At 33.4% G+C, this 25,604-nt stretch carries 20 protein-coding genes; 4 read left to right on the top strand and 16 right to left on the bottom strand.

Features of this window, described 5'->3' with window-relative positions:
* Window positions 1-14: 14 nt before the first annotated feature.
* Complete coding sequence (gene fucP / locus ACM55M_RS15235; protein ID WP_416858511.1) at window positions 15-1,376, top strand: L-fucose:H+ symporter permease; 1,362 nt, start codon at window positions 15-17, stop codon at window positions 1,374-1,376.
* Between the two features lie 296 nt (window positions 1,377-1,672).
* Here the strand turns inward: fucP and ACM55M_RS15230 are convergent, their stop codons facing one another.
* Window positions 1,673-2,176: a DUF2911 domain-containing protein gene (locus ACM55M_RS15230; protein ID WP_416858510.1), complete on the bottom strand. Its 504-nt coding sequence runs from the start codon at window positions 2,174-2,176 to the stop codon at window positions 1,673-1,675.
* Between the two features lie 185 nt (window positions 2,177-2,361).
* Between ACM55M_RS15230 and ACM55M_RS15225 the strand changes: the two genes are divergently transcribed.
* Both ACM55M_RS15225 and ACM55M_RS15220 read left to right on the top strand, forming a co-directional pair.
* Window positions 2,362-4,278: a DUF294 nucleotidyltransferase-like domain-containing protein gene (locus tag ACM55M_RS15225; RefSeq protein ID WP_416858509.1), complete on the top strand. Its 1,917-nt coding sequence runs from the start codon at window positions 2,362-2,364 to the stop codon at window positions 4,276-4,278.
* Between the two features lie 2 nt (window positions 4,279-4,280).
* The gene (locus ACM55M_RS15220; RefSeq protein WP_416858508.1) at window positions 4,281-4,877 is read left to right on the top strand and encodes a 3'-5' exonuclease; all 597 of its coding nucleotides are present in this window, start codon (window positions 4,281-4,283) and stop codon (window positions 4,875-4,877) included.
* A gap of 53 nt (window positions 4,878-4,930) precedes the next feature.
* Here the strand turns inward: ACM55M_RS15220 and ACM55M_RS15215 are convergent, their stop codons facing one another.
* The 14 genes from ACM55M_RS15215 to ACM55M_RS15150 all read right to left on the bottom strand — a co-directional run bounded on the left by ACM55M_RS15215 (window position 4,931) and on the right by ACM55M_RS15150 (window position 21,382).
* The gene (locus ACM55M_RS15215) at window positions 4,931-5,422 is read right to left on the bottom strand and encodes a 4'-phosphopantetheinyl transferase family protein (protein WP_416858507.1); all 492 of its coding nucleotides are present in this window, start codon (window positions 5,420-5,422) and stop codon (window positions 4,931-4,933) included.
* Between the two features lie 67 nt (window positions 5,423-5,489).
* Window positions 5,490-5,738 (bottom strand): acyl carrier protein, encoded by a 249-nt coding sequence (locus ACM55M_RS15210; protein WP_416858506.1) that lies wholly within the window; start codon window positions 5,736-5,738, stop codon window positions 5,490-5,492.
* A 93-nt stretch (window positions 5,739-5,831) separates the two neighbouring features.
* Window positions 5,832-7,151, bottom strand: coding sequence for a beta-ketoacyl-[acyl-carrier-protein] synthase family protein (locus tag ACM55M_RS15205; RefSeq protein ID WP_416858505.1), 1,320 nt, complete (start codon window positions 7,149-7,151; stop codon window positions 5,832-5,834).
* Window positions 7,152-7,209: 58 nt separating this feature from the next.
* Entirely contained in the window at window positions 7,210-7,659 is a 450-nt protein-coding gene (locus tag ACM55M_RS15200) for a 3-hydroxyacyl-ACP dehydratase FabZ family protein (RefSeq protein WP_416858504.1), read from the bottom strand.
* Between the two features lie 49 nt (window positions 7,660-7,708).
* Window positions 7,709-8,761 (bottom strand): type III polyketide synthase, encoded by a 1,053-nt coding sequence (locus tag ACM55M_RS15195; protein WP_416858503.1) that lies wholly within the window; start codon window positions 8,759-8,761, stop codon window positions 7,709-7,711.
* Between the two features lie 40 nt (window positions 8,762-8,801).
* Window positions 8,802-9,521 carry a methyltransferase domain-containing protein gene (locus ACM55M_RS15190; protein WP_416858502.1) on the bottom strand — a complete coding sequence of 240 codons (720 nt, stop codon included), beginning with the start codon at window positions 9,519-9,521 and terminating at the stop codon, window positions 8,802-8,804.
* Window positions 9,522-10,652: an NAD(P)/FAD-dependent oxidoreductase gene (locus tag ACM55M_RS15185; protein WP_416858501.1), complete on the bottom strand. Its 1,131-nt coding sequence runs from the start codon at window positions 10,650-10,652 to the stop codon at window positions 9,522-9,524.
* Window positions 10,653-10,809: 157 nt separating this feature from the next.
* Window positions 10,810-12,717, bottom strand: a complete 1,908-nt coding sequence (gene acs / locus ACM55M_RS15180) for an acetate--CoA ligase (protein ID WP_416858500.1) — start codon at window positions 12,715-12,717, stop codon at window positions 10,810-10,812.
* Between the two features lie 476 nt (window positions 12,718-13,193).
* A complete protein-coding gene (ilvC, locus tag ACM55M_RS15175; RefSeq protein ID WP_416858499.1) occupies window positions 13,194-14,663 on the bottom strand; it encodes a ketol-acid reductoisomerase in 1,470 nt (489 codons plus the stop codon).
* Between the two features lie 86 nt (window positions 14,664-14,749).
* Window positions 14,750-15,271, bottom strand: a complete 522-nt coding sequence (gene ilvN / locus ACM55M_RS15170; protein ID WP_416858498.1) for an acetolactate synthase small subunit — start codon at window positions 15,269-15,271, stop codon at window positions 14,750-14,752.
* 4 nt (window positions 15,272-15,275) lie between these two features.
* On the bottom strand, window positions 15,276-16,970 hold the full coding sequence (gene ilvB, locus ACM55M_RS15165; protein ID WP_416858497.1) for a biosynthetic-type acetolactate synthase large subunit: 1,695 nt from the start codon (window positions 16,968-16,970) through the stop codon (window positions 15,276-15,278).
* Window positions 16,971-17,102: 132 nt separating this feature from the next.
* Window positions 17,103-18,776 (bottom strand): dihydroxy-acid dehydratase, encoded by a 1,674-nt coding sequence (gene ilvD, locus ACM55M_RS15160; RefSeq protein ID WP_416858496.1) that lies wholly within the window; start codon window positions 18,774-18,776, stop codon window positions 17,103-17,105.
* Window positions 18,777-19,045: 269 nt separating this feature from the next.
* Window positions 19,046-20,161, bottom strand: a complete 1,116-nt coding sequence (leuB, locus tag ACM55M_RS15155; RefSeq protein ID WP_416858495.1) for a 3-isopropylmalate dehydrogenase — start codon at window positions 20,159-20,161, stop codon at window positions 19,046-19,048.
* A 45-nt stretch (window positions 20,162-20,206) separates the two neighbouring features.
* On the bottom strand, window positions 20,207-21,382 hold the full coding sequence (locus ACM55M_RS15150; RefSeq protein WP_416858494.1) for a 2-isopropylmalate synthase: 1,176 nt from the start codon (window positions 21,380-21,382) through the stop codon (window positions 20,207-20,209).
* A 154-nt stretch (window positions 21,383-21,536) separates the two neighbouring features.
* Here ACM55M_RS15150 and ACM55M_RS15145 point away from each other — a divergent pair, with 154 nt between their 5' ends.
* Window positions 21,537-23,081 (top strand): hypothetical protein, encoded by a 1,545-nt coding sequence (locus ACM55M_RS15145; RefSeq protein ID WP_416858493.1) that lies wholly within the window; start codon window positions 21,537-21,539, stop codon window positions 23,079-23,081.
* 498 nt (window positions 23,082-23,579) lie between these two features.
* Here the strand turns inward: ACM55M_RS15145 and ACM55M_RS15140 are convergent, their stop codons facing one another.
* Window positions 23,580-25,556: an alpha-ketoacid dehydrogenase subunit alpha/beta gene (locus ACM55M_RS15140; RefSeq protein WP_416858492.1), complete on the bottom strand. Its 1,977-nt coding sequence runs from the start codon at window positions 25,554-25,556 to the stop codon at window positions 23,580-23,582.
* Between the last annotated feature and the right edge of the window lie 48 nt (window positions 25,557-25,604).

Below are 25,604 nucleotides of genomic sequence, written 5' to 3'. Positions count from 1 at the left end.
AAACAAACCAAACAATGAATCAATTCAAAAAAATCCCTGTAGTCAGTAAAGAATTTGTTTTTCAATTTATAATAATAACCATATTATTTGCCCTTTGGGGAATTGCTAATGATTTAACAACCCCGATGGTTTCCACTTTCAAAAAAGTCATGCCAGAACTTTCAAACACACAAGCATCATTAGTACAATTTGCGTTTTATTTTGGATATTTCTTTATGGCATTACCGGCTGCATTATTCATTAGAAAATACAGCTATAAATCTGGAATAATATTAGGACTGCTATTATATGCGACAGGTGCTTTTTTATTTTATCCGGCAGCACATTATCAAAATTATACGTTCTTTCTTATTTCATTATGGGTAATTACATGTGGTTTAGCCTTCCTTGAAACCACTTCAAATCCTTTGATTTTATTTCTGGGCAATAAAGAAACAGCAACGCAACGTTTAAATTTAGCGCAAGCATTTAATCCTATTGGAGCAATAACCGGATTGGTCATGGCTCAATTTTTAGTAATTAAAGAAATAAAATCAGATGATTATACCCCAGAAGCTTACAAAGCTTTAACTTCAAATGAGTTAGCCAGTATTAGAGAAAATGATTTGAGTATTATTAGTATTCCGTACATTGGATTAGGAATTTTTGTCTTAATAATTTTAATCATTATTATTTTAACAAAAATGCCTAAAACAGCACACGAAGATAAAATGTCTATATCTGAATCATTCAAAAAGTTATTTGCCAATAAAAATTATAAACATGGTGTTATAGCGCAGGCTTTTTATGTTGGGGCACAAATTATGTGTTGGACTTTTATTTTTCAATACGTAGATAACATCAATAAAACATTTGGATTAGAATTGACTGCCACATATTACAACATAACTGCCATGATTTTATTTTTATTAGGCAGATGGATTGGAACCGGTTTGATGAAAACCGTAAATCCGTCAAAAATATTAATGGTATTTGGTATTGGAGGAGTAATTTGTGCAGCTGGGGCAATTTTATTACAAGGCATGGCTGGATTAATTTCTTTAGTATGTATTTCTATTTTTATGTCTATTATGTTTCCAACTATTTATGGCATAGCACTAAAAGACATGGGAGACGAAGCAAAAATTGGGTCTGCTGGTTTAGTTATGGCTATTGTTGGTGGCGCATTGATGCCTGTTATACAAGGGAGTATTTTGGACTTAGGAGGTTCAGGATTTTCTGACATTAAATTATTCGGGTATATTCCTGAAGTAAATTTCTCCTTTATATTGCCTTTAATTTGTCTATCAGTTGTAACGTATTATGGTTATAGTACTTATAAATTGTCAAAAAGTAAAATCAAAGAAGTCATTGATATTGTGGATGCGGCAGTTTAACTTGATTAGACTTTTTGATTTTAAAAAGAACGAAAAAGAAACGAACAGTTAATGATAATGATATTGTTCGTTTCTTTTTTGAATATACAATAAATGACCTTATTTACAATATTTACAATGTCACTATTTGAACTATAATTTATATTATGTAAAATAGAATTTTCGAACATTCACCTGGATTCTATAATTCTCCAAATGCTTCCTTTTAAATTCTACTCCTATACTTTTAAAACCAATAAAAAAAGCATTACCAATATTCTTGATAATGCTTTATAAAAAAATAAGCTACCACTATGTTATTTTACAGAAATCGGAATATTCCAATTTCCCCAGCTTAAAAGAATATTGTCTTTATTTATTGTGTAAACTAATTTTTCAGCGGTGGAATTAGCAATTTGCTGTTTTACTGTAACTCTTAACTGATCTTCTTTATCTTTATATTTATAAGCTCCCCATTGTTTAGCTTCTTTATTAAAAATGATGACACATTCTTTTTCTTTAGGCATAACAAAAAAAGAATATTTTCCTGCAGGTAATTTAAATCCTTCAATAGTAAGATCTTTGTCTGTTTCAAAAGTGGTTGCTTCATTTGCGCCAGCACGCCAAACTTCATTAAACGGAACTAACGCACCCCAAATTTGTCTTCCTTTAACTGAAGGGCTACTATAATTAATACTAATTGTAGCGCCATTAATTTTCCCAATTGCAACTGCTGCCGGGCTAGCTTTCTCTTGAGCATTTAAAAAATTAATAAATAATAATGCAAAGGCAAAAAAAGGTATTTTTTTAAGTAATCTCATGATTTAAAATATTTTAGTTATGATTACAAACTTAAAATAACTTTATTTAATTTATTATAAATTCTTACTAATTTTAAGAAAAAAATAAGGATTTTATAAATTATTTGTTTTACTATAAAATTGACAGTCTTGTAATTATTTAATTTGCTATTTTTACAGACAATACTTTATTTATTTGCCTAACTATGAATACAATTGCTGAGCACATTGCTGATTTTTTAAAGGAATACCCACCATTTAATCACTTGACGTTTGAAGAACTATCTGAAATAGCTACAAACATTCGCGTTGTAAATTTAGAAAAACATAAAATATTATTTCAAGTAAATGATGTTTTACATGATAGTTTTTATGTTGTGGCATCAGGAGTTATTAATCTATCTGTCATAGCAGATGCTGAAGAAACCCTATTGAATAAATGTAATACAGGTGATATCTTTGGTTTGCGTCCATTTTTTGCCAAAAACAATTATATGATGACGGCTAAAGCCAGAGAAGAAAGTATTGTTTATGCCATTCCCATAGCTACTTTTCGTCCTTTTGTCGCCAATAATTCTGAAGTTTTAAACTTTTTATTAGAAAGTTTTGCTGTAAATACGCGCAATCCAAAAGATAAAGAAAATTTAATAGGAAAACTTATTTCTGACAATGTCTTCTATTCTGATCAGCAATCGGAAATGCAATATTTTCAATCCTTATCCTATAACATTTCTCCATTAAAAACAACAGTTACGGCTATTGTGCAAGATGTTGCACAATTGATGACTGAATCCTTAAAAAACAATATTGTCATATGTGATAATAATATTCCTTTAGGAATAATTACAGATACAGATATGCGTTCAAAAATTGCCACGGGACGATTTCCTATCACAATATCCGTAGATAAAATAATGTCATCGCCGGTCATTACAGTTGTAGAGAATGTTTCCCTAGCAGAAGCTCAATTACTTATGTTGAAACATAACGTAACTCATTTATGTGTAACGCAAGATGGAACTGATAAATCTGCTTTAAAAGGAATTATTTCTGAACATGATTTAGTGGTAGCTCAAGCCAGTAATCCTGGAGTTTTGATTAAAGAAATAAAACGTTCTCAAAATCCAAAAGAACTAAAACAAATACGGGAACGTTTGACGGATCTGATTCAGACTTCCCTTTCTAAAAATATACCGCTTTCTCATGTTTTCAATATTGCAAGTGAAATCAATTTGGCCATCATTAAGCGTTCCGTAGAACTATCAATTTTAGATTTGGGCTCCCCTCCTGCACGTTTTGCTTGGTTGAGTATTGGTAGTCAAGGAAGAAAAGAGCAATTATTATTAACGGATCAAGACAGTATTTTAATTTTTGAAGATGTCTCTGCAGATAAATACCGTGACGTGAAAGACTACTTCCTTAAACTAGCAAAAAGAACCACCGGCACACTTGAAAAAATCGGATATGAATACTGTCCAAATGGTCATATGGGAAGTAATATGTTATGGTGTAAATCCTTGACTGACTGGACAAAACAATATGACAGTTGGATGAATACTCCCGGTGAAAACAGTAATGATTTAAGTAGTATTTTCTTTGATTATGAAATCACTTTTGGAGAACAAAAAATTGAAGATGCTATAGGAAATATAGTATCAAAAAACGCAAAAAACAATACGCTGTTCTTTGATTTTCTGGGAAATGATGCGTTAAGGAAAAACGCTCCGTTAAGTTTTTTCAAAAAATTCAATGTTGAAGAAGAAGGTCCAAATAAAGATAAATTTGATTTAAAAACGCGCGCTTTAATGCCGTTGATCGATGGCGCTCGTTTATTTACATTACATTATGATTTGAGAGGAATTAATAATACGTATCAACGATTCAAGCAGTTAGCAATTATAGATTCCAAACATTCCGAGATTTATCTTAATTGTGCCGATGCCTTTTTGACACTATCAAAATTTAGAACATTAGAAGGTTTAAAAAATGATGATTCAGGACAATTTATAAATTTGCATGAATTATCAAAAATTGATAAGGAAAAACTGAAAAATGCTTTCGCTCCAATGAGAGAACTGGAAGAATTAATTAAAAGTAAATTTCAACTCACTCAATTTTCATAACTATGTTGGACTGGCTGAAAAATTTAAATAAAGAATACCCTGAATTTTGGAAAATCTATTTGGCTAAATTTGATAAAAAATCAACTCGATTTGTGGTTTTATCGACAGAAACTTCAGGCTTAAATCCTGTAAAAGATGTTATTTTATCAATTGGTTCTTTTGCTGTAGTTGATAATAGTATACTTATTGGTGACAGTTTTGAAACCGTTTTATTGCAATATAAATTTTTACATGATAACGGTCTTTCAAATGAGTTTATAGTCGAAAGCAAAATGAAAAAACTTGGGGAAGCTGAAGCGATACAAACTTTAATAGAATATATTGGGAATGCCGTTTTAGTAGGACATCATATTGATTTTGATGTAGAAATGATTAATGCAGCCCTAGAAAGATTGGACTGCGGCCGATTAAAAAATGAAGCTTTGGACGTTGATGTTATGCATCGCAAACTGAATGATATTAATGACAAACAATTTTCTCTAGATGAACTTTGCACTGCATATAATATTCCTAAAAGTGACCGGAATTCTTCTGCTGAGGATGCTTATAAAACCGCTTTGTTATTTTTGAAATTAAAATCTAGACTGGGGATAAGGTGATTTATTCTCTGAGTTGGCAATAAAAAGCTTTTAAAAATAAAATCTTAATTTATTTAATCAAACAACATTACACCTTCCCAAAATCTTCCATGGTGACTGATCGAAACAGGTTTTTCAATTTTGGTTTGCTCCTCAATTATAAAAGGAATTCCGTTTATTTTAATGATTTCAGTTTTAGAATTTAAAGTCTTTATTTCATTAAAATATTCCTTTTTTACAACTGCAATAGTGTGTATAAATTCCTCCGAAACTATAGTTTGTGTGTAATATGTAATTTCATTACAAATAACCGTTCCTAAAGTTTCATTTTCGAAACAGCAAATCAATTGCAGTGGAATAAACGCCCTGATTTGAGTTTCTCTGTTGTAGATTTTATAGGCAGCTTCTTTTCTGCTCCATAAATTCCAAACCATAACTTCTGGATTTGTAGCATTATTAATCAACGACTGCTCTTTTGGAGTGAAAATTTTATCTAAAAAACCTTTCCGTTTCCAGTCGCTTTCCTTTTTAGCTAAAGCTAAATCTACAATGTCATTTCCAATCATTTACAAGATATTTTTAACACAAAAGGCACAAAAGAGATTACATTTTAATGTCGCTTTCAATCATTTTTTAGGATAATTTGGCATCAATAATTTGCATAGCTGCTTTTACATTTACCATCTGTTCCATAGATTCATTATCTATTATTATATTGTATTTTTCCTCAATGTCAAGAATTACATCAACTAGATTTGCAGAATTAATCTTCAAATCATTGATGAAATCAGTGTCTTCTGTAAGTGCATCAAATGCTTCTTGGTTTTGAATATAAGGCTTTACAATAGCTTTTATTTGCTCGATTGTTTCTTGTTTATTCATAGTTTTTTTATTTTTTAGCTCGTAAAGACTTAAAAGCGAAGTTGTTTGTTTTTGTTTAGCTTAATTTACAAATAGATTTTTTACAAATAACACTTATGTTTTCGGCTTCGACTCCATTCCCACGGTGAAGGGCTGAGGATGGGATTTCCATCTTTTAAAAATCACACAACCGTTCACATCACCAAAACCAAAACTGGCTTTCGCAACTATATTTAACTCTTTTTCAAGCAATTGTACTGGAATTCTTGACGCATCAACTAGAGCAGTAATTTCAGGGTTTAAATCTTCACAATTAATATTTGGAAAAACAAACCCTTCCTTTAATTGCAATACTGAGGCCACACTTTCTATACTCCCAGCTCCTGACAAACAATGTCCAACCGTTGATTTTAATGAGTTTATATAAGGAAAATCTTTACCTTTTTTTCCTAAAGCTTCACTCCAATTCTGAATCTCCAAACTATCTTTGGATGTGGCTGTCAAATGACCGTTTATAGCGTCAATATCGTCGGCAGAAATTCCAGCATTTTCAATAGCATTTTCAATACATTTTTGAACAGCTTTCGGATTTGGAGCGGTCATCGTTCCTAAACCCCGTTGGCCACCAGAATTTACATTTCCACCCAAAACCTCTGCATAAATTTTAGCCCCCCGGGCCAGTGCGCTTTCTAAATCTTCCAAAACTAATGCCCCTGCTCCACTTCCTGGAACAAATCCAGAAGCAGTAGAACTCATTGGTCTTGAACCTTGTTCGGGTGATAAATTATGCTTAAACGTACAGACTTTCATAGCGTCAAAACCACCCCAAATATAAGGACCGGAATCACTGGTACTTCCTGCTAAAATGCGTTTTGCTTGGCCTGATTTTATACGTTCATACGCCATCAATATACTTTCGGTTCCTGTAGTACATGCTGAAGAATTTGTCGTAACTTGATTTCCTAACCCTAATTTCCCTCCTAAATAGGCACTCACGCCACTATTCATAGTTTGTGCCACAGCTGTACTCCCTAATCTCCGGGTCTGAAAATCATCTATTTTATAAATGCTTTCGCGAAATTTATCAATTCCTGATGTTCCTGTTCCAAAAATAGTTCCGCTATCCCAATCTGGTTCTTCATTGACTTCCATAGGCAATCCCGCATCTTTCCAAGCATCAATTCCAGCAATAACACCATATAAAATTCCAGTGGAATTGAAATTTCTCAACTCTAATTCCGAAAAATAGTGCAACGCTAATTCAGGCGAAATTTCAGGTTTTCCAGCAATATGACAAGAAAATTGTAATCTTTCTAATTCCGGATCATGTTTGATTCCTGAAATTCCATTTTTTATGGCGTGAGTAAAAGCGTCAAGTCCTACTCCATTTGGAGCAACTACGCCAAGACCAGTAATTACTACGCGTTTTTTCATATAAATTCAATTTTTTAAGGTCAATTTTAATAGATTATTAGAATCCGGTTGTGGCTCCCTATCCTTTGGAGAGAGTTGGGGTGAGGATCATTCCTGCAATGGTTCCCATACAAACCATTTCTTCTCTTTCATTTATCATCTTCACTTTACATTTTAATTTCCCAAATCTAAAATATATTTTTTCTGAAATCACAATCACTTTTTCATTTGGAAAAACAGGTTTTAAAAATTCTATTTCCGTTGATGTTAAAGCAATTGAGATGTTTTTATTTAATGTATTATTTAATAAAAACACACCCAAACAAACCAAACCAATCTGTGCCATAACTTCAGTCAAAATTACTCCGGGAGTAACAGGATGTTCTTTAAAATGCCCTTTGTAAAAATCTAAAGTTTCATCAAATGTATAAGTACCCTCCACTCCATTTTCATTGACATTGATTATTTCATCAACAAACAGAAAAGGTTTAGAATACGGTAATTTAGATATGATTTCTTCTTTTGTCATATTTTACTTTTCATTATTTCTAGTTAATCAAATTGACAAGATTAACTATTTAGAATTGTAACAAAACCCGTTGAGCCGAAAATCCCGGACCAAAACTCAGCATTAATCCTTTCTCACCTTTTCTAGGTTTGCTGTCCATAATTCGTTCTAAAACATATAAAACCGTCGCACTAGACATATTCCCGTATAGTCGCAATACTTCTTTGGTATCATTTATATTCTTTCCTAAATCAGAAAATAAAGTTTCTACTGTTTGAACAATTTTTTTTCCACCTGGATGAAAAATTAAATGATCGATTGTATCAATTGTTTGATTGTTCTTCTGCAAAAAAGGATTAATAATATCCGGAAAATGCGATGCAATAGTTTCTGGAACTTCTATATCCAGCACCATTTGTAAACCCGAATTGGTAAGTTTAAAACCCATCATATGAATATTGTCATAAAAATGGTACATCTCTTCGGCTAGAATTTCTGGACCTTCCTCATCCTCATGAGAAGAAAGTAAAACACAAGCTGCTCCATCACCAAAAATAGCTGCACTTACAATATTAGCCATTGAAAAATCATCCAATTGGAATGTAGCCGTTGGGCTTTCCACTGCAATTACCGCTGCCCGTTTCCCCGGATTAGCCTGCAAGAAATTTTTAGCATAAATAATCCCTGAAATCCCAGCGGCACAGCCCATTTCGGTTACTGGAAGCCGAACGATATCTTGACGTAGTTTTAATTTATTAATCAAATACGCATCCAATGATGGAATCATAATTCCGGTGCAACTCACCGTAATGATATAATCTAAATCTTCTGGATTCCAATTGGCCTTTTTTAAAGCTTTTTCTAATACTTTTTCACCTAAATAAATTACTTCACGAACATAAATATCATTTCTTTCCGCAAAAGAAGTTTCAGTAAAAACTTCAATTGGATCCATAATAGAATACCGTTTATCAACTGCAGCACCTTCAAAAATTTTCTTAACTTTTCTAATGAAACGCTCGTCTTGTCCGACTAACCAAGCATCTAAAAATGGAATGATTTCTTCGGTTGTTCTGGAATATTTTGGCAATTGTTTTGTAACGGCTTTTATTTTTACACTCATATTTTTTTTAGACTTTATGCATCTTTTATCTATATGTCTATTATCTCTTTGTCTTTTTTATGATCCATTGGTAGCGAAAGGCCCATTTCCAATGAATTTTATAGTTGCTAAAATTTAATTTTTGGGAGAAATTAATCAGTTCTTCTTTTTTAAAACCCCTTAAAATTGAAATTAATCCATCTTTCCGTGACATATCGTTTAATCGAAAAACAAAACATAATGCCTGAAATAAGCGATAGGCAACAGCACTTCTCTGTAAGTCATTTATAACAATTCCAATTTTTGAATTAGCACTAAATATATTTAATAAATAAACAATTTCATTCTCTTTAAAATGATGTAATGTCAAAGTACACAGAATGATATCGTATTTTAATTCTCCAAAAGCTTGATCAAATATATCTTCACATTGGTACGCTATATTAGAATACTTTTCAGATAATTTTTGCGCATGGTTGATTGTGAAATCATTAGCATCTATACCAATTAATTTAAATTTAAGATTGTTTTTTAATCCAAAATCCGCTAATGTTCGTAACATATCTCCATTGCCACAACCTACATCCACAATTCTAATTTCATTTGATTTAGAAATATTCTGAAGCAAATCCTGAACGCCTCGTAAAGTTAACTGGTTTCCACCTAAAAGCTGATTGATTTTAGCAATTTTGTCTAAAGCATCCCGTAAGATTTCTCCTTCCAGGGCGAAATCGTCCATGATTTCAGGTTCGTCCGTTCTGTATTTGGTGTTTATAAACATCTAAAAGCTTAAAATTATAGGTTTTCCATGCGTTTTTTTTATAATTTTCGGTAATAAAAATGGAAATGTAATCAATATACGCATTAACACACTCGATAGTTTTTGCTTTTGCAAAAGGTTAGACAAAAATCGCCCTATTTTTAATCTTTGACTAAAATTAAAATTCCATTCCTGAATGTATTTTTCTTCTAATTCTTTTCGGGATTCTATTTGGTTATCATAATATTTCTCCACTAATTCAGAAACAATTTTAGCACTATGAATAGCCATTGCCATGCCATTTCCACACAAAGGATGGATTAATCCGGCGGTATCTCCAATCATTAAAATATGATTCTCAACTGCTTGTTTTTTTTCGAAAGAAATTTGGCTTATTGTCAATGGTTTTTCGAAAAGTAAGTTACTTTTTTCGAAAATTATTTTTAAATGTGGATTTTGAGAAACAACATTATTTTGATAATCCGCTATATTTTTAAACTTCTTAAAGGTTTCGTAATCTGCTAAATAACAAATATTAATTACATCATCTTCTACTTTTGAAACACCACAATAGCCACCTTTAAAGTTATGCAATGCAACCAAATTGCTTGGAAAATCTCCTGAATAATGGGCTTTTACAGCCAACCAAGAGCTTTTTTTCTGAATGAAATTACGAGAAATTTTTTGATCAATATTAGAACGTTTTCCAAAAGCTCCAATTACAATTTTAGATTTTAAAATAGTTCTATTTGAAGTTGTTACGGTAAATATTTCATCCTCAAAAGCTATCCCTTCAACTAAATCGTGAATAATTTTACAACCATTTGTAAGTGCTTTTTTATATAGATATTCATCCAGGGCATAACGGCTAATTCCAAAACCTCCAAGCGGTAAAACACTTTTAATTTTCTTTCCGCTGACAGTTGAAAATTCAAGCTTTGTGATAGCTGTAGGATATAAATCAGCTATTTTTAAATCCAGCCAATTGAGATAAGGCAAAACTTCATTAGAAATGTATTCCCCACAAACTTTGTGTTTTGGAAATTCATTTTTTTCTACAACGGTAATTTGGAATCCGATTTTGGATAAATGAATTGCTGCAGTTAGTCCTGCTAAACCGCCACCAATAATTAAGACTTCCATATTTTTCATACTAAAGTAAATTTATGGATTTGTTTATTAATGTAGTTATATAATTAATGTAAAACTTACATAATTAATTAGGGTTTATTAAAAAGAAATATTCTGCGTTATATTACAATTAAATCCAAAAAAAAAGCTGTTTTATTACAAACAGCTTTTAGTTAATTTACAATTTCCCTTCTTTTATTTCCTCGATAATTTCAGGATTTAATAATGTTGTAGTATCTCCAAAATTAGAATAATCTCCTTCTGCTATTTTACGTAGAATTCGACGCATGATTTTCCCGGAGCGAGTTTTTGGTAAGCCGGAAACAAATTGAATTTTATCCAGTTTAGCAATTGGGCCAATGTGATCCGTTATGTGTTGATTAATCTCTTTGATAAGATTTTCTTTATTTCTAGTTTCACCTGTTTCTTTTAGAATTACAAAACCATATAAGGCATTTCCTTTGATATCATGAGGAAAACCTACAATGGCTGATTCAGCAACTGCCGGATGCTCATTAATGGCATCTTCTATAGGCGCAGATCCCAAATTGTGACCTGAAACGATAACCACATCATCTACACGACCCGTAATTCTGTAATATCCTACTTCATCACGCAAAGCACCGTCACCAGTGAAATATTTACCTGGAAAGGTAGAAAAGTAAGTATCTTTGTACCGTTGATGATTGCCCCAAATGGTTCTGGCAATTCCAGGCCATGGGAATTTAATACACAAGCTACCTACCACTTGATTGCCTTCAATTTCATTGCGTTTTTCGTCCATTAATACCGGTTGAATTCCTGGTAATGGCAAAGTAGCGTAAGTTGGTTTTGTAGGAGTTACAAATGCAATTGGCGAAATCATAATACCTCCGGTTTCGGTTTGCCACCACGTATCCACCACTGGACATCTTTTATCTCCAACATGGTCATTGTACCAATGCCAGGCTTCTTCATTGATAGGTTCACCAACCGAACCGATTACTTTTAATGATTTTAAAGGAAACTTTTGAACGTATTCTAAGCTTTCTTTAGCCAAAGCACGAATAGCCGTTGGTGCGGTATAAAATTGAGTCACTTTATGTTTTTCAATAATTTCCCAAAAACGACTAAAATCAGGATAAGAAGGAACTCCTTCAAAAATAACGGTTGTACCACCATTTAATAGTGGGCCATATAAAGTATAGGAATGTCCCGTTATCCAACCAATATCAGCGGTACACCAAAAAATATCATTTTCTTCGTAATTGAATACATTCTTAAAAGTATAGGCGGTATAAACCATATATCCTGCCGTGGTATGCACCATTCCTTTTGGTTTTCCAGTTGAACCGGAAGTGTAAAGAATAAACAATGGATCTTCAGCATCCATGATTTCAGCAACATTATTATCTGAAGCTTCATCTAGAAGAGGTTGCAACCATTGGTCACGTCCATCTTTCATATTTACGGAAGTATTCGTTCTTTTTACCACCAAAACGTTTGAAACACCAGGGCAGTTTACCAACGCTTCATCAATGATTACTTTTAAATCAATGGTTTTGTTACCACGATAACCTCCATCTGAGGTGATGACCATTTTACAATCGCTGTCATTTATTCTAGTGGCAACAGCTGAAGATGAAAATCCTGCAAAAATAACGGAATGTATGGCTCCGATTCTGGCGCAAGCCAAAGTGGTTATAGCCAATTCAGGTATCATTGGTAAATAAATACAAACACGATCTCCTTTTTTTATACCTTGCTCCCGCAACACATTTGCCATTTTACAAACACGTTGGTGTAATTCATTATAGGTTATATGTAATGCTGTTTCTGTTGGATCATTCGGTTCAAAAATAACAGCCGTTTTATCCCCTCTTTTGGCAAGATGTCTGTCAATACAATTTTTAGTCATATTTACTTTAGCTTCAGTAAACCATTTTATTTCGGCTTCAGCCATATTAAAATCGACAACTTTATCCCATTGTTGGTACCAAGTGAAATTTTCTTCTGCTATTTTACCCCAAAATTTTCTTGGCTCACGAACTGATTTATTATAATGTTTAAAATATTGTTCTAAATTATCAATTTTATAGTAGCTCATGTTTTTTAATTTTTTATAAAAGTATTAAATCTCTTTCTATTCTTAAAATTATTTAAATTATAAATTCCTATGTTAAATTAAATATTAAACAAAAAAACACGTTTTTTAATGATAATTTATTCGTTTTTTGCTATTTATAAGAATTGGGATTAAAACAAAAAAAGCGAGATAGAATTTCTACCCCGCCTTTTATCTCAACAAAATTTAACAACAAATAATTTTACTAATAAAAAATGCATTATTGTAACATCAATGAAGCCTCTCAAAATTTAATTTAGACATTAAAAAGTATCTAATTCTGTTTTAGAAAGGAATTACTTCACTTAACTTTCAAATCGTTTGAAGTTAAGTGAAAGTAATATGCATCCATATCTCTTTTTTCTTTTAATAAGTGCTTACTAATTCAAAATATTATGGATTCAAATGATATAATGCAAATCCCAACACACCCTCATGTGTGTAATTCCTAATTTTTATTATCCTATTTTTTTCATAGCCGTCATAGATTCTCTCAACCACTCTCCTACTTCTTCAATAGGGTGTTGACGAATACTTTTATTTACCGCAATAAGAACTGCATTATCTACTCCGTTAGAAGTTGAGAACGGTTTACCGATTACGTTTGTATCTACAGTTTTCATATAATCAACCAATAAAGGCTTACAAGCATGGTCAAATAAATAACACCCGTATTCTGCAGTATCGGAAATGATTCTGTTCATTTCATATAATTTTTTTCTTGCAACTGTATTAGCAATCAAAGGCAATTCATGTAAAGATTCATAGTAAGCTGATTCTTCAATGATTCCTGATTGTGTCATTGTTTCAAAAGCCAATTCTACACCCGCTTTAACCATGGCAATCATTAAAACACCATTGTCAAAATATTCTTGTTCTGAAATATGAGCTGCTGTTGGAGCCGTTTTTTCAAAATTAGTTTCTGCAGTTGCAGCTCTCCAAGACAATAAATTAACATCATTATTAGCCCAGTCAATCATCATGTTTTTTGAAAATTCTCCAGAAATGATATCGTCTTGGTGTTTTTGAAATAATGGACGCATGATATCTTTCAATTCTTCCGAAATTTCGTAAGCTTCGATTTTTGCAGGATTAGAAAGGCGATCCATCATGTTTGTAATTCCACCATGTTTCAAAGCTTCAGTTACAGTTTCCCAACCGTATTGAATTAATTTCGAAGCATAAGCTGGCTCGATTCCTTTTTCAACCATTTTGTCGAAACATAAAATTGAACCTGTTTGTAACATTCCACAAAGAATGGTTTGTTCACCCATTAAATCCGATTTTACTTCAGCTACAAATGAAGAGTTCAAAACTCCTGCTCTATGTCCTCCAGTAGCAACTGCATATGCTTTTGCTTGTTCAAAACCTTCTCCGTTTGGATCATTTTCAGGGTGAACTGCGATTAAAGTTGGTACACCAAAACCTCTTTTGTATTCTTCGCGAACCTCAGATCCTGGACATTTAGGAGCACACATAATAACCGTGATATCTTTACGGATTTGCATTCCTTCTTCTACGATATTAAAACCATGAGAATAAGCTAATGTTGAACCGTTTTTCATCAAAGGCATGATTGCTGTTACTACAGCTGTATGTTGCTTATCTGGTGTAAGATTACAAACCAAATCAGCAGTTGGAATTAATTCTTCATAAGTTCCCACTTTGAAACCATTATCGGCAGCATTCATATAAGAAGCTCTTTTTTGTGCAATTGCTTCTGCACGCAATGCGTAAGAAATATCTAGACCTGAATCTCTCATGTTCAAACCTTGGTTTAAACCTTGAGCTCCACAACCTACGATAACTACTTTTTTTCCTGCTAATGCTGTTATACCATTTGCAAATTCTGATTGATCCATGAATTCGCAAACGCCTAATTGCTCTAATTGTAATCTAAGTGGTAATGAATTGAAATAATTTGCCATCTTTTTTTATTTAATGATTTTAAAATTTAATAATTGAAATTTTGATTGCTGCACTAACATTATAAAGTGTTACTGCAAAATGAATTCTATTTAAGCTCTTCTAATAAAGTTGATATTTCCATTTTCTCTTTGGAAACCGATATTCTTCCTGAACGCACAAACTGCATGATTCCGAAAGGTTTTAATTTTTCATATAGTTCTTCAATATCAGAGCGTCTCCCTGATTTTGAAATCACAAAAAAGTCTCTTGATACGGTAACAATTTCTGAGTTACTCTCTTTGATGATATTTTGTATTTGTCTTTCGTCAAATAACAAACTCGAATTTATTTTGAACAAAGCACTTTCTAAGAAAATAGTTTCCTCATCAACATGATAAAAGGCTTTGATTACTTCGATTTGTTTTTCGATTTGACCCACAATATTTTGCACCCATTTTTCAGTTGTATCCACTACAATAATGAATCTGGAAACGTTTTCAATTTCTGATTCGGATACATTTAAACTTAAAATATTGATATGGCGTTTCAAGAATATTCCTGATATTCTGTTTAATAAGCCAACGTTGTTTTCTGAATAAACAGAAATGGTGAATGTTTTATTTTCCATAATATTAACTTAATCGCATATCAGAAACCGATGCTCCTGTTGGAATCATTGGGAATACGTTATTTTCTTTTTCTACCATAACTTCAAGGAAATACGATTCTTTTGAAGCCATCATTTCAGCAACGGCAGCATCTAAATCTTCTCTTTTGGTTACTTTCTTGGCTTTAATATAATAGCCTTCAGCAATCGCTATAAAGTTAGGGTTGGTCATTTCCGTAGAAGCATATCTTTTGTCAAAAAACAATTGTTGCCACTGACGCACCATTCCTAAAAATTCGTTGTTCAAGACTACAATTTTCACAGGAACTTTAGTTTGAAAAATAGTTCCTAATTCTTGAATAGTCATTTGAAAACCACCATCGCCAATAATAGCAACCACTTCGCGTTCTGGCATTCCCATTTTTGCACCAATCGCAGCCGGTAATGCAAATCCCATAGTTCCTAATCCTCCAGAAGTAACATTACTTTTTGTAGAATTGAATTTGGCATAACGACACGCAAACATTTGGTGTTGTCCCACATCCGAAACCATAATCGCATCCCCTTTAGAATGTTTGTTAATCATTTCAATAGTTTCCCCCATTGAAATTCCTTCTTTCTTAGGTTTTAGCTCCTCATTGATTACCGCATCCAGTTCAATTTTATACATTTCCTTGAACTCATTGTGCCACGATTCATGTGTATTACTTTTGATTAAAGGAAGTAAAGCGGTCAATGATTCTTTGACATCCGCTAAAACAGCCACCGTTGTTTTTACATTTTTATCGATTTCCGAAGGATCAATTTCAAAGTGGATTACTTTGGCTTGTTTCGCATAAGTAGCTAAATTTCCTGTAACACGATCATCAAAACGCATTCCAAGGGCAATCAAAACATCACATTCATTAGTCAACAAATTAGGACCATAATTCCCGTGCATTCCTAACATTCCCACATTCAACGGGTGATCCGTTGGCAATGCCGAAAGCCCTAAAATAGTCCAAGCAGCAGGAATTCCTGATTTTTCAACTAAAGCTTTCAATTGTTCTTCGGCTTCACCAAGAATAATTCCCTGACCAAAAACGATATATGGTTTTTTTGCATTGTTGATTAGTTCCGCAGCCTCTTTAACTTTTTCAATATCTAAAGTCGGTTTTGGATTGTAACTTCTAATGCTGGTACATTTTTTATAACTAAATTCAATTTCGTCAAATTGAGCATTTTTTGTAATATCAATCAGTACTGGACCCGGACGACCTGATCTTGCAATAAAAAAGGCTTTAGCAATGATTTCTGGTATTTCATGCGCTTCGGTAATTTGATAATTCCATTTGGTAACCGGAGTCGAAATTCCGATAATATCTGTTTCCTGAAACGCATCTGAACCTAATAAATGTTTCCCTACTTGGCCTGTAATACAAACCATTGGAGTAGAATCAATTTGCGCATCAGCTATACCGGTTACAAGATTTGTTGCTCCAGGACCTGAAGTCGCTATGGCAACTCCAACTTTTCCTGTTGCTCTTGCATATCCCTGAGCCGCGTGAGTTGCGCCTTGTTCGTGACGTACTAACACGTGCTGCAATTGATCTTGGAATTTATATAATTCGTCGTAAACAGGCATTATGGCACCTCCTGGATATCCATAAACCAAGTCTACTCCTTCTTCTAATAAGCATCTAATAACGGCTTCTGCGCCTGATATTTTATTTGTTCCCATGGGTACGTTTATTATTTTTCCTCCCCCACAACCTTCTCCATAAGAGAGGAAGCCGAGATTGATATAGTATTCCTATTTTTTACTTTTAAAATAAAAGTCCAACCCTATTTTCCCTTTCGGGAGTTAGGGGGATTATTTATCGGTTACACATCCTTCAGAGGCACTGGAGACCGAACGCATATATTTAAGTAACACTCCTTGTTTAATTGGAGATTCTGGTTGAACCCAGTTCGCTTTACGTTTTGCGAATTCTTCGTCAGATATTTTCATATTGATAGTATTTTTCACAGCATCAATGGTAATAACATCACCGTTTTCTATCAATGCAATTCCTCCACCTTCATAGGCCTCTGGAGTAACGTGTCCTACCACAAAACCGTGAGAACCTCCAGAGAAACGTCCGTCAGTAATCAAAGCGACAGTACTTCCTAACCCAGCTCCCATAATGGCAGATGTTGGTTTTAACATTTCAGACATACCCGGGCCACCTTTTGGACCGCAGTACCGAATGATCACTACGTTTCCAGGCTTAACTTCGCCTCCTTGTATTCCTTTAATTACATCTTTTTCATTTTCATAAACTACTGCTGTACCTTCAAAAAATTCTCCTTCTTTTCCACTAATTTTAGCCACACAACCTTCTGAAGCTAAGTTTCCGTATAGAATTTGAATATTTCCAGTAGCTTTTAATGCTTTTTGGATTTCATGAATTACTTCTTGACCATCATGTAAATCAGCAACTGAAGCTAAGTTCTCAGCAATTGTTTTTCCGGTTACCGTTAAACAATCGCCATGTAAAAAACCTTCTTTCAATAAATATTTCATTACTGCCGGAACACCACCTACATTATGTAAGTCTTCCATTAAGTATTTCCCACTTGGTTTCAAGTCAGCAAGCAAGGGTGTTTTATCACTAATGTCTTGGAAATCTTTTAATGTAAGATCAACGCCTACTGAATGTGCCATTGCAATTAAGTGCATAACCGCATTAGTAGAACCACCTAAGACAGCCACTATTGTAATAGCATTTTCGAATGCTTTACGAGTCATAATATCTCTAGGCTTAATATCTTTTTCTAGTAATATTCTGATGGCGCGGCCAGCATCAGCACATTCTTTTTTCTTTTCTGGACTCAAAGCAGGATTAGAGGAACTGTAAGGTAAACTCATTCCTAATGCTTCAATCGCTGATGACATTGTATTAGCCGTGTACATTCCTCCACACGCACCTGCACCTGGACAAGCATTTTGTATCACACCCTTAAAATCTTCAGGTGTAATAGTATTGTTGAATTTTTTTCCTAATGCTTCAAAAGCTGAAACAATATTCAAATCTTCACCTTTCCATTTCCCAGGATGAATCGAACCTCCATATACCATAATGGAAGGGCGATTTACTCTACCCATAGCCATCAAGGCTCCTGGCATATTTTTATCACAACCTGGAACAGCAATCATACCATCGTACCATTGTGCACCCATAACAGTTTCAATAGAATCTGCAATTACATCACGGGAAACCAAAGAAAAACGCATTCCGTCATTCCCATTTGAAATACCGTCACTTACACCAATAGTATTAAAAATCAAACCAACTAAATCTGATGCCCAGACGCTTGTCTTAATATCTTTAGCCAAATCGTTTAAGTGCATATTGCAAGGGTTTCCATCGTAGCCCATACTCACGATTCCTACCTGCGCTTTTTTAAGATCTTCTTCAGTTAATCCAATTCCGTACAACATGGCTTGAGAAGCTGGTTGTGTTTCATCTTGCGTGATTATTTTGCTGTATTTGTTTAATTCCATTATATGATTGTTTCTCTATTTTTTTAATTTATTCCAAAAAAAAACCTTCCAAAATTATTGGAAGGTTTTAAATATTTTTTTAATTATATCTATACCATTCCTGTTGCATATGTGATTACCACATTGACATTAATAATTGAAGAAATAATAGTTCCGATTTTCATTTTTTTTATTTGTTTCAAAAGTATGAAAAACAAATAGAACAAAAAAATAGAACCTTACTATTATAGGCACTTTTCAATTATAAAATGCGCATTTGATCATTGTTGCTAAACAATAGTCGATTGTCCTATTTGGACATTGTCACTTTTAAAATATAAATCGTCTTTACTTAAAATGACATTCGAAATAAAGTCTCCTACTTCATTTGTACCAAATTTTGAATCTGCTTTCAAATCTGTTGTCACCACATTATATTCAATTGCTTTTTCTACTGCTTCATATACTTTTTTAGCTTCTTTATGAAGTCCAAAATGTTCTAAAAGCATTGCTGCTGATAATATGGAAGCGATTGGATTAGCGCTATTTTTTCCTTTTGCTTCCGGGTAAGAACCGTGAATGGGTTCAAAAAGCGCATTCTTATTTCCGAATGATGCCGAAGCTAATAATCCAATAGAACCAGTAATGGCACTAGCTTCATCGGATAATATATCTCCAAATAAATTTTCGGTCAAAATGACATCAAATTGTTTTGGATTGAGGATAATTTGCATCGCGGCATTATCAACAAAGAGAAAATCCAATAGTACATCCGGATAATTTTCGCTAACTTTTTTGACGACTTTTCTCCACAATCGAGAAGTTTCAAGCACATTAGCTTTATCCACCATCGTCACTTTTTTGCGTCTGTTTTGCGCGGCTTTAAAAGCCAAATGAGTAATTCGGGTGATTTCTTCTTCTGAATATTCGCTAAAATCAGAAGCAATTGTGCCCGCATCGTTCAATTTTTTCTCCCCAAAATAAACACCTCCAGTAAGTTCTCTGAAAATAGTAAAATCCGCTCCTTCGATTACATGTCTCTTTAAAGGAGAAGAATCTAATAAGGATTTATAAGGTTTTATAGGTCTGATATTTGCAAAAAGACCCAATTCTTTTCTTAATTTTAATAATCCTTGCTCCGGACGTACTTTAGCACTGGGATTGTTGTCGTATTTTGGATCACCAATGGCTCCAAACAAAACTGCATCTGTATTAAGACAAAGATTAAGCGTTTGTTCCGGGAGAGGGTTTCCAGTTTTATCTATGGCAACAGCACCTATAAAAGCATCTTCAAAAACAAATTCATGATCATACACTACACCTATAGCATATAAAGCTTTCTTTGCCTGTAAGGTCACCTCTGGCCCTATTCCATCCCCTGGCAATACTGCTATTTTTAAATTCATGGTTTCGTTTTTTATAATTATACTATTATGTAAATAGTGCTTTTATTAGCTTCTTATTAAATCACTTTGTATTTTACAAGCTTCAATAATTTGATGAATATCATCATCTAAAACTTCTTTTTTGATATCGGCAAATTTTAAGAACTCAATATAAACTACATCCAATTGTACTTTAGTAAGTTCATATCCTACTTTTTTTGCTCTGTAAGCTAATGCTGCTCTACCACTTCTGGCAGTAAGAACTATTGAAGACTCATTGACACCTACATCCAAAGGATCCATGATTTCATAAGTTGCTCTGTTTTTAATCACACCGTCCTGATGAATTCCTGAACTGTGTGCAAAAGCATTAGCGCCAACAATCGCTTTATTTGGCTGTACCATCATTCCCATACTTTCAGAAACCAAACGACTCATTTCGTTCAACTGTTTCGTATTGATATCAGTGTATAGATTTAAATAAGGGTGTTGTTTGAAAATCATTACAACTTCTTCAAGTGCAGTGTTTCCAGCTCTTTCTCCTATTCCATTTATGGTACATTCTATTTGTCTTGCTCCGTTTACCGCACCTGCAATAGAATTGGCTGTTGCCATCCCTAAATCATTATGGCAATGACAAGAAAGAATAACATTTTCAATACCTTTTACATTTTCTCTTAGGTATTTTATTTTTGCACCATATTCTTCCGGTAAGCAATATCCAGTTGTATCAGGGATATTAAGTACTGTAGCACCTGATTTTATAACTTCTTCACAAACTCTTGCCAAGAAATCATTATCGGTTCTACCGGCATCTTCAGCATAAAACTCCACATCTTCAACATACGATTTGGCATGTGAAACTGCAAATTTTGCTCTAGCGATAATATCTTCTCTGGTAGTATTTAATTTATGTATTATATGTGAATTTGAAGTTCCGATTCCAGTATGAATACGTGGTTTTTTGGCATGTTTTAAGGCAGCTGCAGCAACATCAATATCATTTTTTACTGCTCTGGTCAAACCACAAACAGTTGCATTTTTTACAATCTTACTAATTTCAGAAACAGACAAAAAATCACCTGGACTAGAAACAGGAAAACCAGCTTCAATAATGTCAACACCCATTTCGTCTAAGCGATTGGCTATAACGAGTTTTTGATTGGTATCTAATTTACATCCTGGGACCTGTTCTCCATCTCGTAAAGTGGTATCAAAAATTTGAACTTTCTCTCTATTCATTTTCATTTATTTAATGTAATTTCACATCTCGATAACAAATTTATATTTCATTACTTTAATACAAAACTCATTTTATCGAAATATACTGCTTATAAAGAGAATTAATACTTTATAAGTGGCTGATTAACAATTAATTAAGTTACAATATATTACAATGGCTAACCATCAAAAAGATTTCTTATTTGTATTAATAAAATCCCTTTCAAAGTCTGAAAAAAGACAATTTAAGATTTTTGCGAGCCGACTCGAGACAAGTTCAAATACAAAATTCATTGAATTATTCAACATTTTAGACAAATCAGAAGCATACGATGAGAAGCTTATTTTGAAAAGTGGTATTATCAAAAAAGTACAATTATCCAACCTAAAGTCCTATTTATACAAGCAAATTTTAGTGAGTATTCGATTGAATATTCCAAGTCAAAACATTCGGTATCAGCTAAGAGAGCAAATTGATTTTGCCGCTATATTGTACAATAAAGGTTTATACAAACAAAGCTTAAAAATATTAGACAAAACAAAGATTCTGGCATTAGAAAATGACGAAAAACTCATGGCATATGAGATTGTAGAATTTGAAAAATTAATTGAATCACAATACATTACCAGAAGTATTCAGGGACGCGCCGATGAGTTGGTAATTCAGGCCAAAGAATTAAATTATCGCAATACCATTTCCAGTAAATTATCTAATTTATCCCTGCAGCTGTATGGTATTATGCTCAAAACAGGTTATGTAAAAAGTGACGAGGAATATAAATATATAGACAACTATTTCAACAAGCACATTTCTAAATTCGACGAGAAAAAATTTGGATTTCGTGAAAAATACTGGTTTTACAATGCTAACCTTTGGCATAGCTTTTTAGTGCAGGACTTTTTAGCCAGTTATAAATATGCCTATAAATGGGTCAATCTTTTTTATGACAATCCCAATATGATTTATCTAAATCCGGTATTTTTCCTCAAAGGAAACCATTATTTGCTGGAGTCTTTATACATGCTCAAATACAAGTCAAATTTTAAAAAATATTTGGTTTTATTAGAAGAAACTATTAGCGATCCTCGCTTTCCGGTGAATGATAATATTGCTTCATTATCATTCTTATATTTGTACAATAACAAATTAAATTATCATATTTTAGAAGGTACTTTTGCCGAAAGTGAGTATTTAATTCCTGAAATTTTAGAAAAGTTAAAACTGCATAGTGAGCATCTTGATGAGCATCACGAAATGTTGTTTTATTATAAAATTGCATCCATTTATTTTGGTAATGAAAAATACAATGAATGTATCTTTTATTTAGAGAAAATCATAAACAACAAAAATCTAACTATGAGAGAAGATTTAATGTGTTTTTCTCGAATTCTTTGCCTTATCGCTCATTATGAATTAGGAAAAGATTATTACTTGGAAAATCAATTAAAAAACACCTATAAGTTTTTATTGAAAATGAATGATTTGCATGAAGTCCAAAAGGAAATCATGCGATTCATGAAAAACCTGAACTCTATTTATCCTGGTGATATCAAAAAAGAGTTTATAAAAATGAGGGAACGATTTATCGAATTGGAAAAAAACACCTACGAAAAAAGAGCCTTTCTTTATCTTGATATTATATCCTGGCTGGAAAGCAAAATTGAAAACCGAAAAATTAGTGATATTATTAAGGAAAAAGCGAAATTGAGTAATCGATAAGATGTTATTTAAGATCTTAATTTTGTAGCCTCCAGTCAGGCATAGGGAAAAATAAGAATACCTATAGCACTAATTTTTAAGTTAAAATTCGTGTTTAATATCCATTTCTGATAGTAATAGATTGGCGGTTGTACCCGATTTTTTATGCCGAAAAGAAATTGAAAATGGTTCCGTAAAACTAATTTGGGAAGGAAATAATCCGCTTAAAAACACACTCTATTTCGCGACCAGAAAAAAAACCATGTATCAAGAAGAAATCGCTTTGATAAAAAAAATATTCATGGAATTAAAATAAAATTTGCCATTCAAAAATAAAAGTTTAATTTTATAAAACACTTAAATTCAAACTTATGAACGGATTTTTCAAAACACTACTGGCAGGTTACGGCGCCAAAAAATTAGGCGGTGGCTGTATCGGAACAATTATACTATTTATTATTATCTATTGGTTATTAGGCTATTTTTAGAATCAAAACTATAAAATAACCTAATCCACTTTTAATATTTCAAAAGTTGTTTCAAATCATTTTCAAACCTGCCTTTCGGCAAATATTGATCTTCTAACGCTTTTGTAAAAGGAATCGGCGTGTCTAGACTTGCCACACGTTTTACAGGCGCATCAAGATATTGGAAACAATTTTCCATTATCAATGCCGAAATATCACTGGCAACTCCACCAAACATACTGTCTTCCTGATAAATAATCACTCTTCCAGTTTTCTTTACCGATGCGAAAATAGCTTCGGTATCCAAAGGCTGCAGGGTTCTTAAATCCAACAAATCAGCCGAGATCTCTGGGTTTTTAGCTAAAGTATCCAAAGCCCAATGCACTGCTGCACCAAACGAAATAATCGTAACCTGATTTCCTTTCTTCAACAAAGCCGCTTTTCCTAATGGAATGGTATAATATTCTTTTGGCACGTCTTGGTAAACACTTCGGTACAATTGCTTGTGTTCAAAAAACAATACCGGATTTGGATCATTGATCGAAGTGTTTAAAAGCCCTTTTGCATCATACGGAAATGCGGGATAAACCACTTTTAGACCCGGCGTTTTGGTAAACCAAGCTTCATTGGTTTGCGAATGAAAAGGACCCGCTTGTGTTCCACCACCGCAAGGCATTCGGACCACAACATCGGCTTTTTCTAACCAGCGGTAATGGGATTTGGCCAATAAATTCACAATGGGATTGAATCCCGTTGAAACAAAATCAGCAAACTGCATTTCCACAATCGCTTTGTATCCATTAATCGACAATCCCATTGCTGCCGAAACTATTGCACTTTCACAAATGGGCGTATTGATGACACGCTCTTTGCCAAACTGCGCTACAAAACCATCGGTAATTTTGAAAGCACCACCATATTCAGCGATATCCTGACCCATGATTACCGAGTTCGGGTGTCGTTCCATCGATTGTCTCAAACTGGCGGAAATGGCATCTATAAAGCGAATGTTTTCTTTTTCATATAAAGGGTTAACTTGTTCAAATACATATGGTTTATAAACATCATTTAGTTCTTCACTTAACGAAGCTTCAATCTCAGGTTCTGCATTGGCAACAGCCAGACTTTCATCAATATCGTTCTTGATTTCGGTATGTAATGCTGTATCAAAATCGGCTGTAAGAATGCCGTTATCTATCAAATATTTCCTGTAATTTTCTACTGGATCTTTAATCGCCCACCTATCCATTAACTCTTGCGGAACGTATTTAGTGCCACTCGCCTCTTCATGGCCGCGCATTCTGAAGGTTTTGAATTCCAATAAAACAGGACGCGGATTTTCTTTCATCGAAGCTTTCAATTCGAATAACAAATTAAACACTTCCAGAATATTGTTCCCATCAACAATATGGCTTTCCATTCCGTATCCTTTTCCTTTATCTACTAGGTTTTCGCAACGGTATTGTTCATTGGTAGGTGTTGAAAGTCCATAACCGTTATTCTCTATCACAAATAGAACCGGTAATTCCCAAACGGAAGCGATATTCAAAGCTTCATGAAAATCACCTTCACTGGTAGCTCCTTCGCCAGTAAAAACTGCGGTAATTTTTCCGTTTTTCTTGAGTTTATTAGCCAAAGCGATTCCATCAGCTACCCCTAATTGTGGTCCTAAATGCGAAATCATGCCTATAATCTTGTACTGTTGGGTTCCAAAGTGAAAACTTCGATCACGGCCTTTGGTAAAACCATTGGCTTTACCCTGCCATTGCGAAAAAAGTCGGTACAACGGAATGTTTCTTCCCGTAAAAACGCCTAAATTTCGATGCATAGGCAAAATATACTCGTCTGAATCTAAAACTGCCGTAACTCCTACAGAAATAGCCTCTTGTCCAATTCCTGAAAACCATTTGGATACTTTTCCCTGACGAATCAGAATCAACATTTTTTCTTCTATAAGCCTTGGCTTCAGTATTTTTTTATATAAATCTAATAATTGATCGTCAGTAAGATTTTTTCTATCAAAGGTCATTTTTTCTTTTTTAATGGATGCTTCAAAGATAAAAAAATATAACAGTTT

It is taken from the genome of Flavobacterium galactosi, assembly GCF_048158585.1.
In the GTDB taxonomy this organism is placed as follows: Bacteria; Bacteroidota; Bacteroidia; order Flavobacteriales; family Flavobacteriaceae; genus Flavobacterium; species Flavobacterium galactosi.
Note: the sequence above shows the minus strand (reverse complement) of the source record. Positions and strands in the feature narration are given on the sequence as shown.

Bases quoted from the DNA above. Each gene is read 5' to 3' on its own strand.
- ACM55M_RS15195 (WP_416858503.1), bottom strand. From the start codon at position 8,761: ATGAGTGTAAAAATAAAAGCCGTTACAAAACAATTGCCAAAATATTCC.
- ilvB (WP_416858497.1), bottom strand. From the start codon at position 16,970: ATGGGAACAAATAAAATATCAGGCGCAGAAGCCGTTATTAGATGCTTA.
- ACM55M_RS15220 (WP_416858508.1), top strand. From the start codon at position 4,281: ATGTTGGACTGGCTGAAAAATTTAAATAAAGAATACCCTGAATTTTGG.
- leuB (WP_416858495.1), bottom strand. From the start codon at position 20,161: ATGAATTTAAAAATAGCAGTATTGCCAGGGGATGGAATAGGGCCAGAG.
- ACM55M_RS15145 (WP_416858493.1), top strand. From the start codon at position 21,537: ATGGCTAACCATCAAAAAGATTTCTTATTTGTATTAATAAAATCCCTT.
- ACM55M_RS15205 (WP_416858505.1), bottom strand. From the start codon at position 7,151: ATGAAAAAACGCGTAGTAATTACTGGTCTTGGCGTAGTTGCTCCAAAT.
- ACM55M_RS15185 (WP_416858501.1), bottom strand. From the start codon at position 10,652: ATGAAAAATATGGAAGTCTTAATTATTGGTGGCGGTTTAGCAGGACTA.
- ACM55M_RS15190 (WP_416858502.1), bottom strand. From the start codon at position 9,521: ATGTTTATAAACACCAAATACAGAACGGACGAACCTGAAATCATGGAC.
- ACM55M_RS15230 (WP_416858510.1), bottom strand. From the start codon at position 2,176: ATGAGATTACTTAAAAAAATACCTTTTTTTGCCTTTGCATTATTATTT.
- ACM55M_RS15140 (WP_416858492.1), bottom strand. From the start codon at position 25,556: ATGACCTTTGATAGAAAAAATCTTACTGACGATCAATTATTAGATTTA.
- ilvN (WP_416858498.1), bottom strand. From the start codon at position 15,271: ATGGAAAATAAAACATTCACCATTTCTGTTTATTCAGAAAACAACGTT.
- ilvD (WP_416858496.1), bottom strand. From the start codon at position 18,776: ATGGAATTAAACAAATACAGCAAAATAATCACGCAAGATGAAACACAA.
- ACM55M_RS15225 (WP_416858509.1), top strand. From the start codon at position 2,362: ATGAATACAATTGCTGAGCACATTGCTGATTTTTTAAAGGAATACCCA.
- ACM55M_RS15200 (WP_416858504.1), bottom strand. From the start codon at position 7,659: ATGACAAAAGAAGAAATCATATCTAAATTACCGTATTCTAAACCTTTT.
- ACM55M_RS15215 (WP_416858507.1), bottom strand. From the start codon at position 5,422: ATGATTGGAAATGACATTGTAGATTTAGCTTTAGCTAAAAAGGAAAGC.
- ACM55M_RS15150 (WP_416858494.1), bottom strand. From the start codon at position 21,382: ATGAATAGAGAGAAAGTTCAAATTTTTGATACCACTTTACGAGATGGA.
- acs (WP_416858500.1), bottom strand. From the start codon at position 12,717: ATGAGCTACTATAAAATTGATAATTTAGAACAATATTTTAAACATTAT.
- ilvC (WP_416858499.1), bottom strand. From the start codon at position 14,663: ATGGCAAATTATTTCAATTCATTACCACTTAGATTACAATTAGAGCAA.
- ACM55M_RS15210 (WP_416858506.1), bottom strand. From the start codon at position 5,738: ATGAATAAACAAGAAACAATCGAGCAAATAAAAGCTATTGTAAAGCCT.
- fucP (WP_416858511.1), top strand. From the start codon at position 15: ATGAATCAATTCAAAAAAATCCCTGTAGTCAGTAAAGAATTTGTTTTT.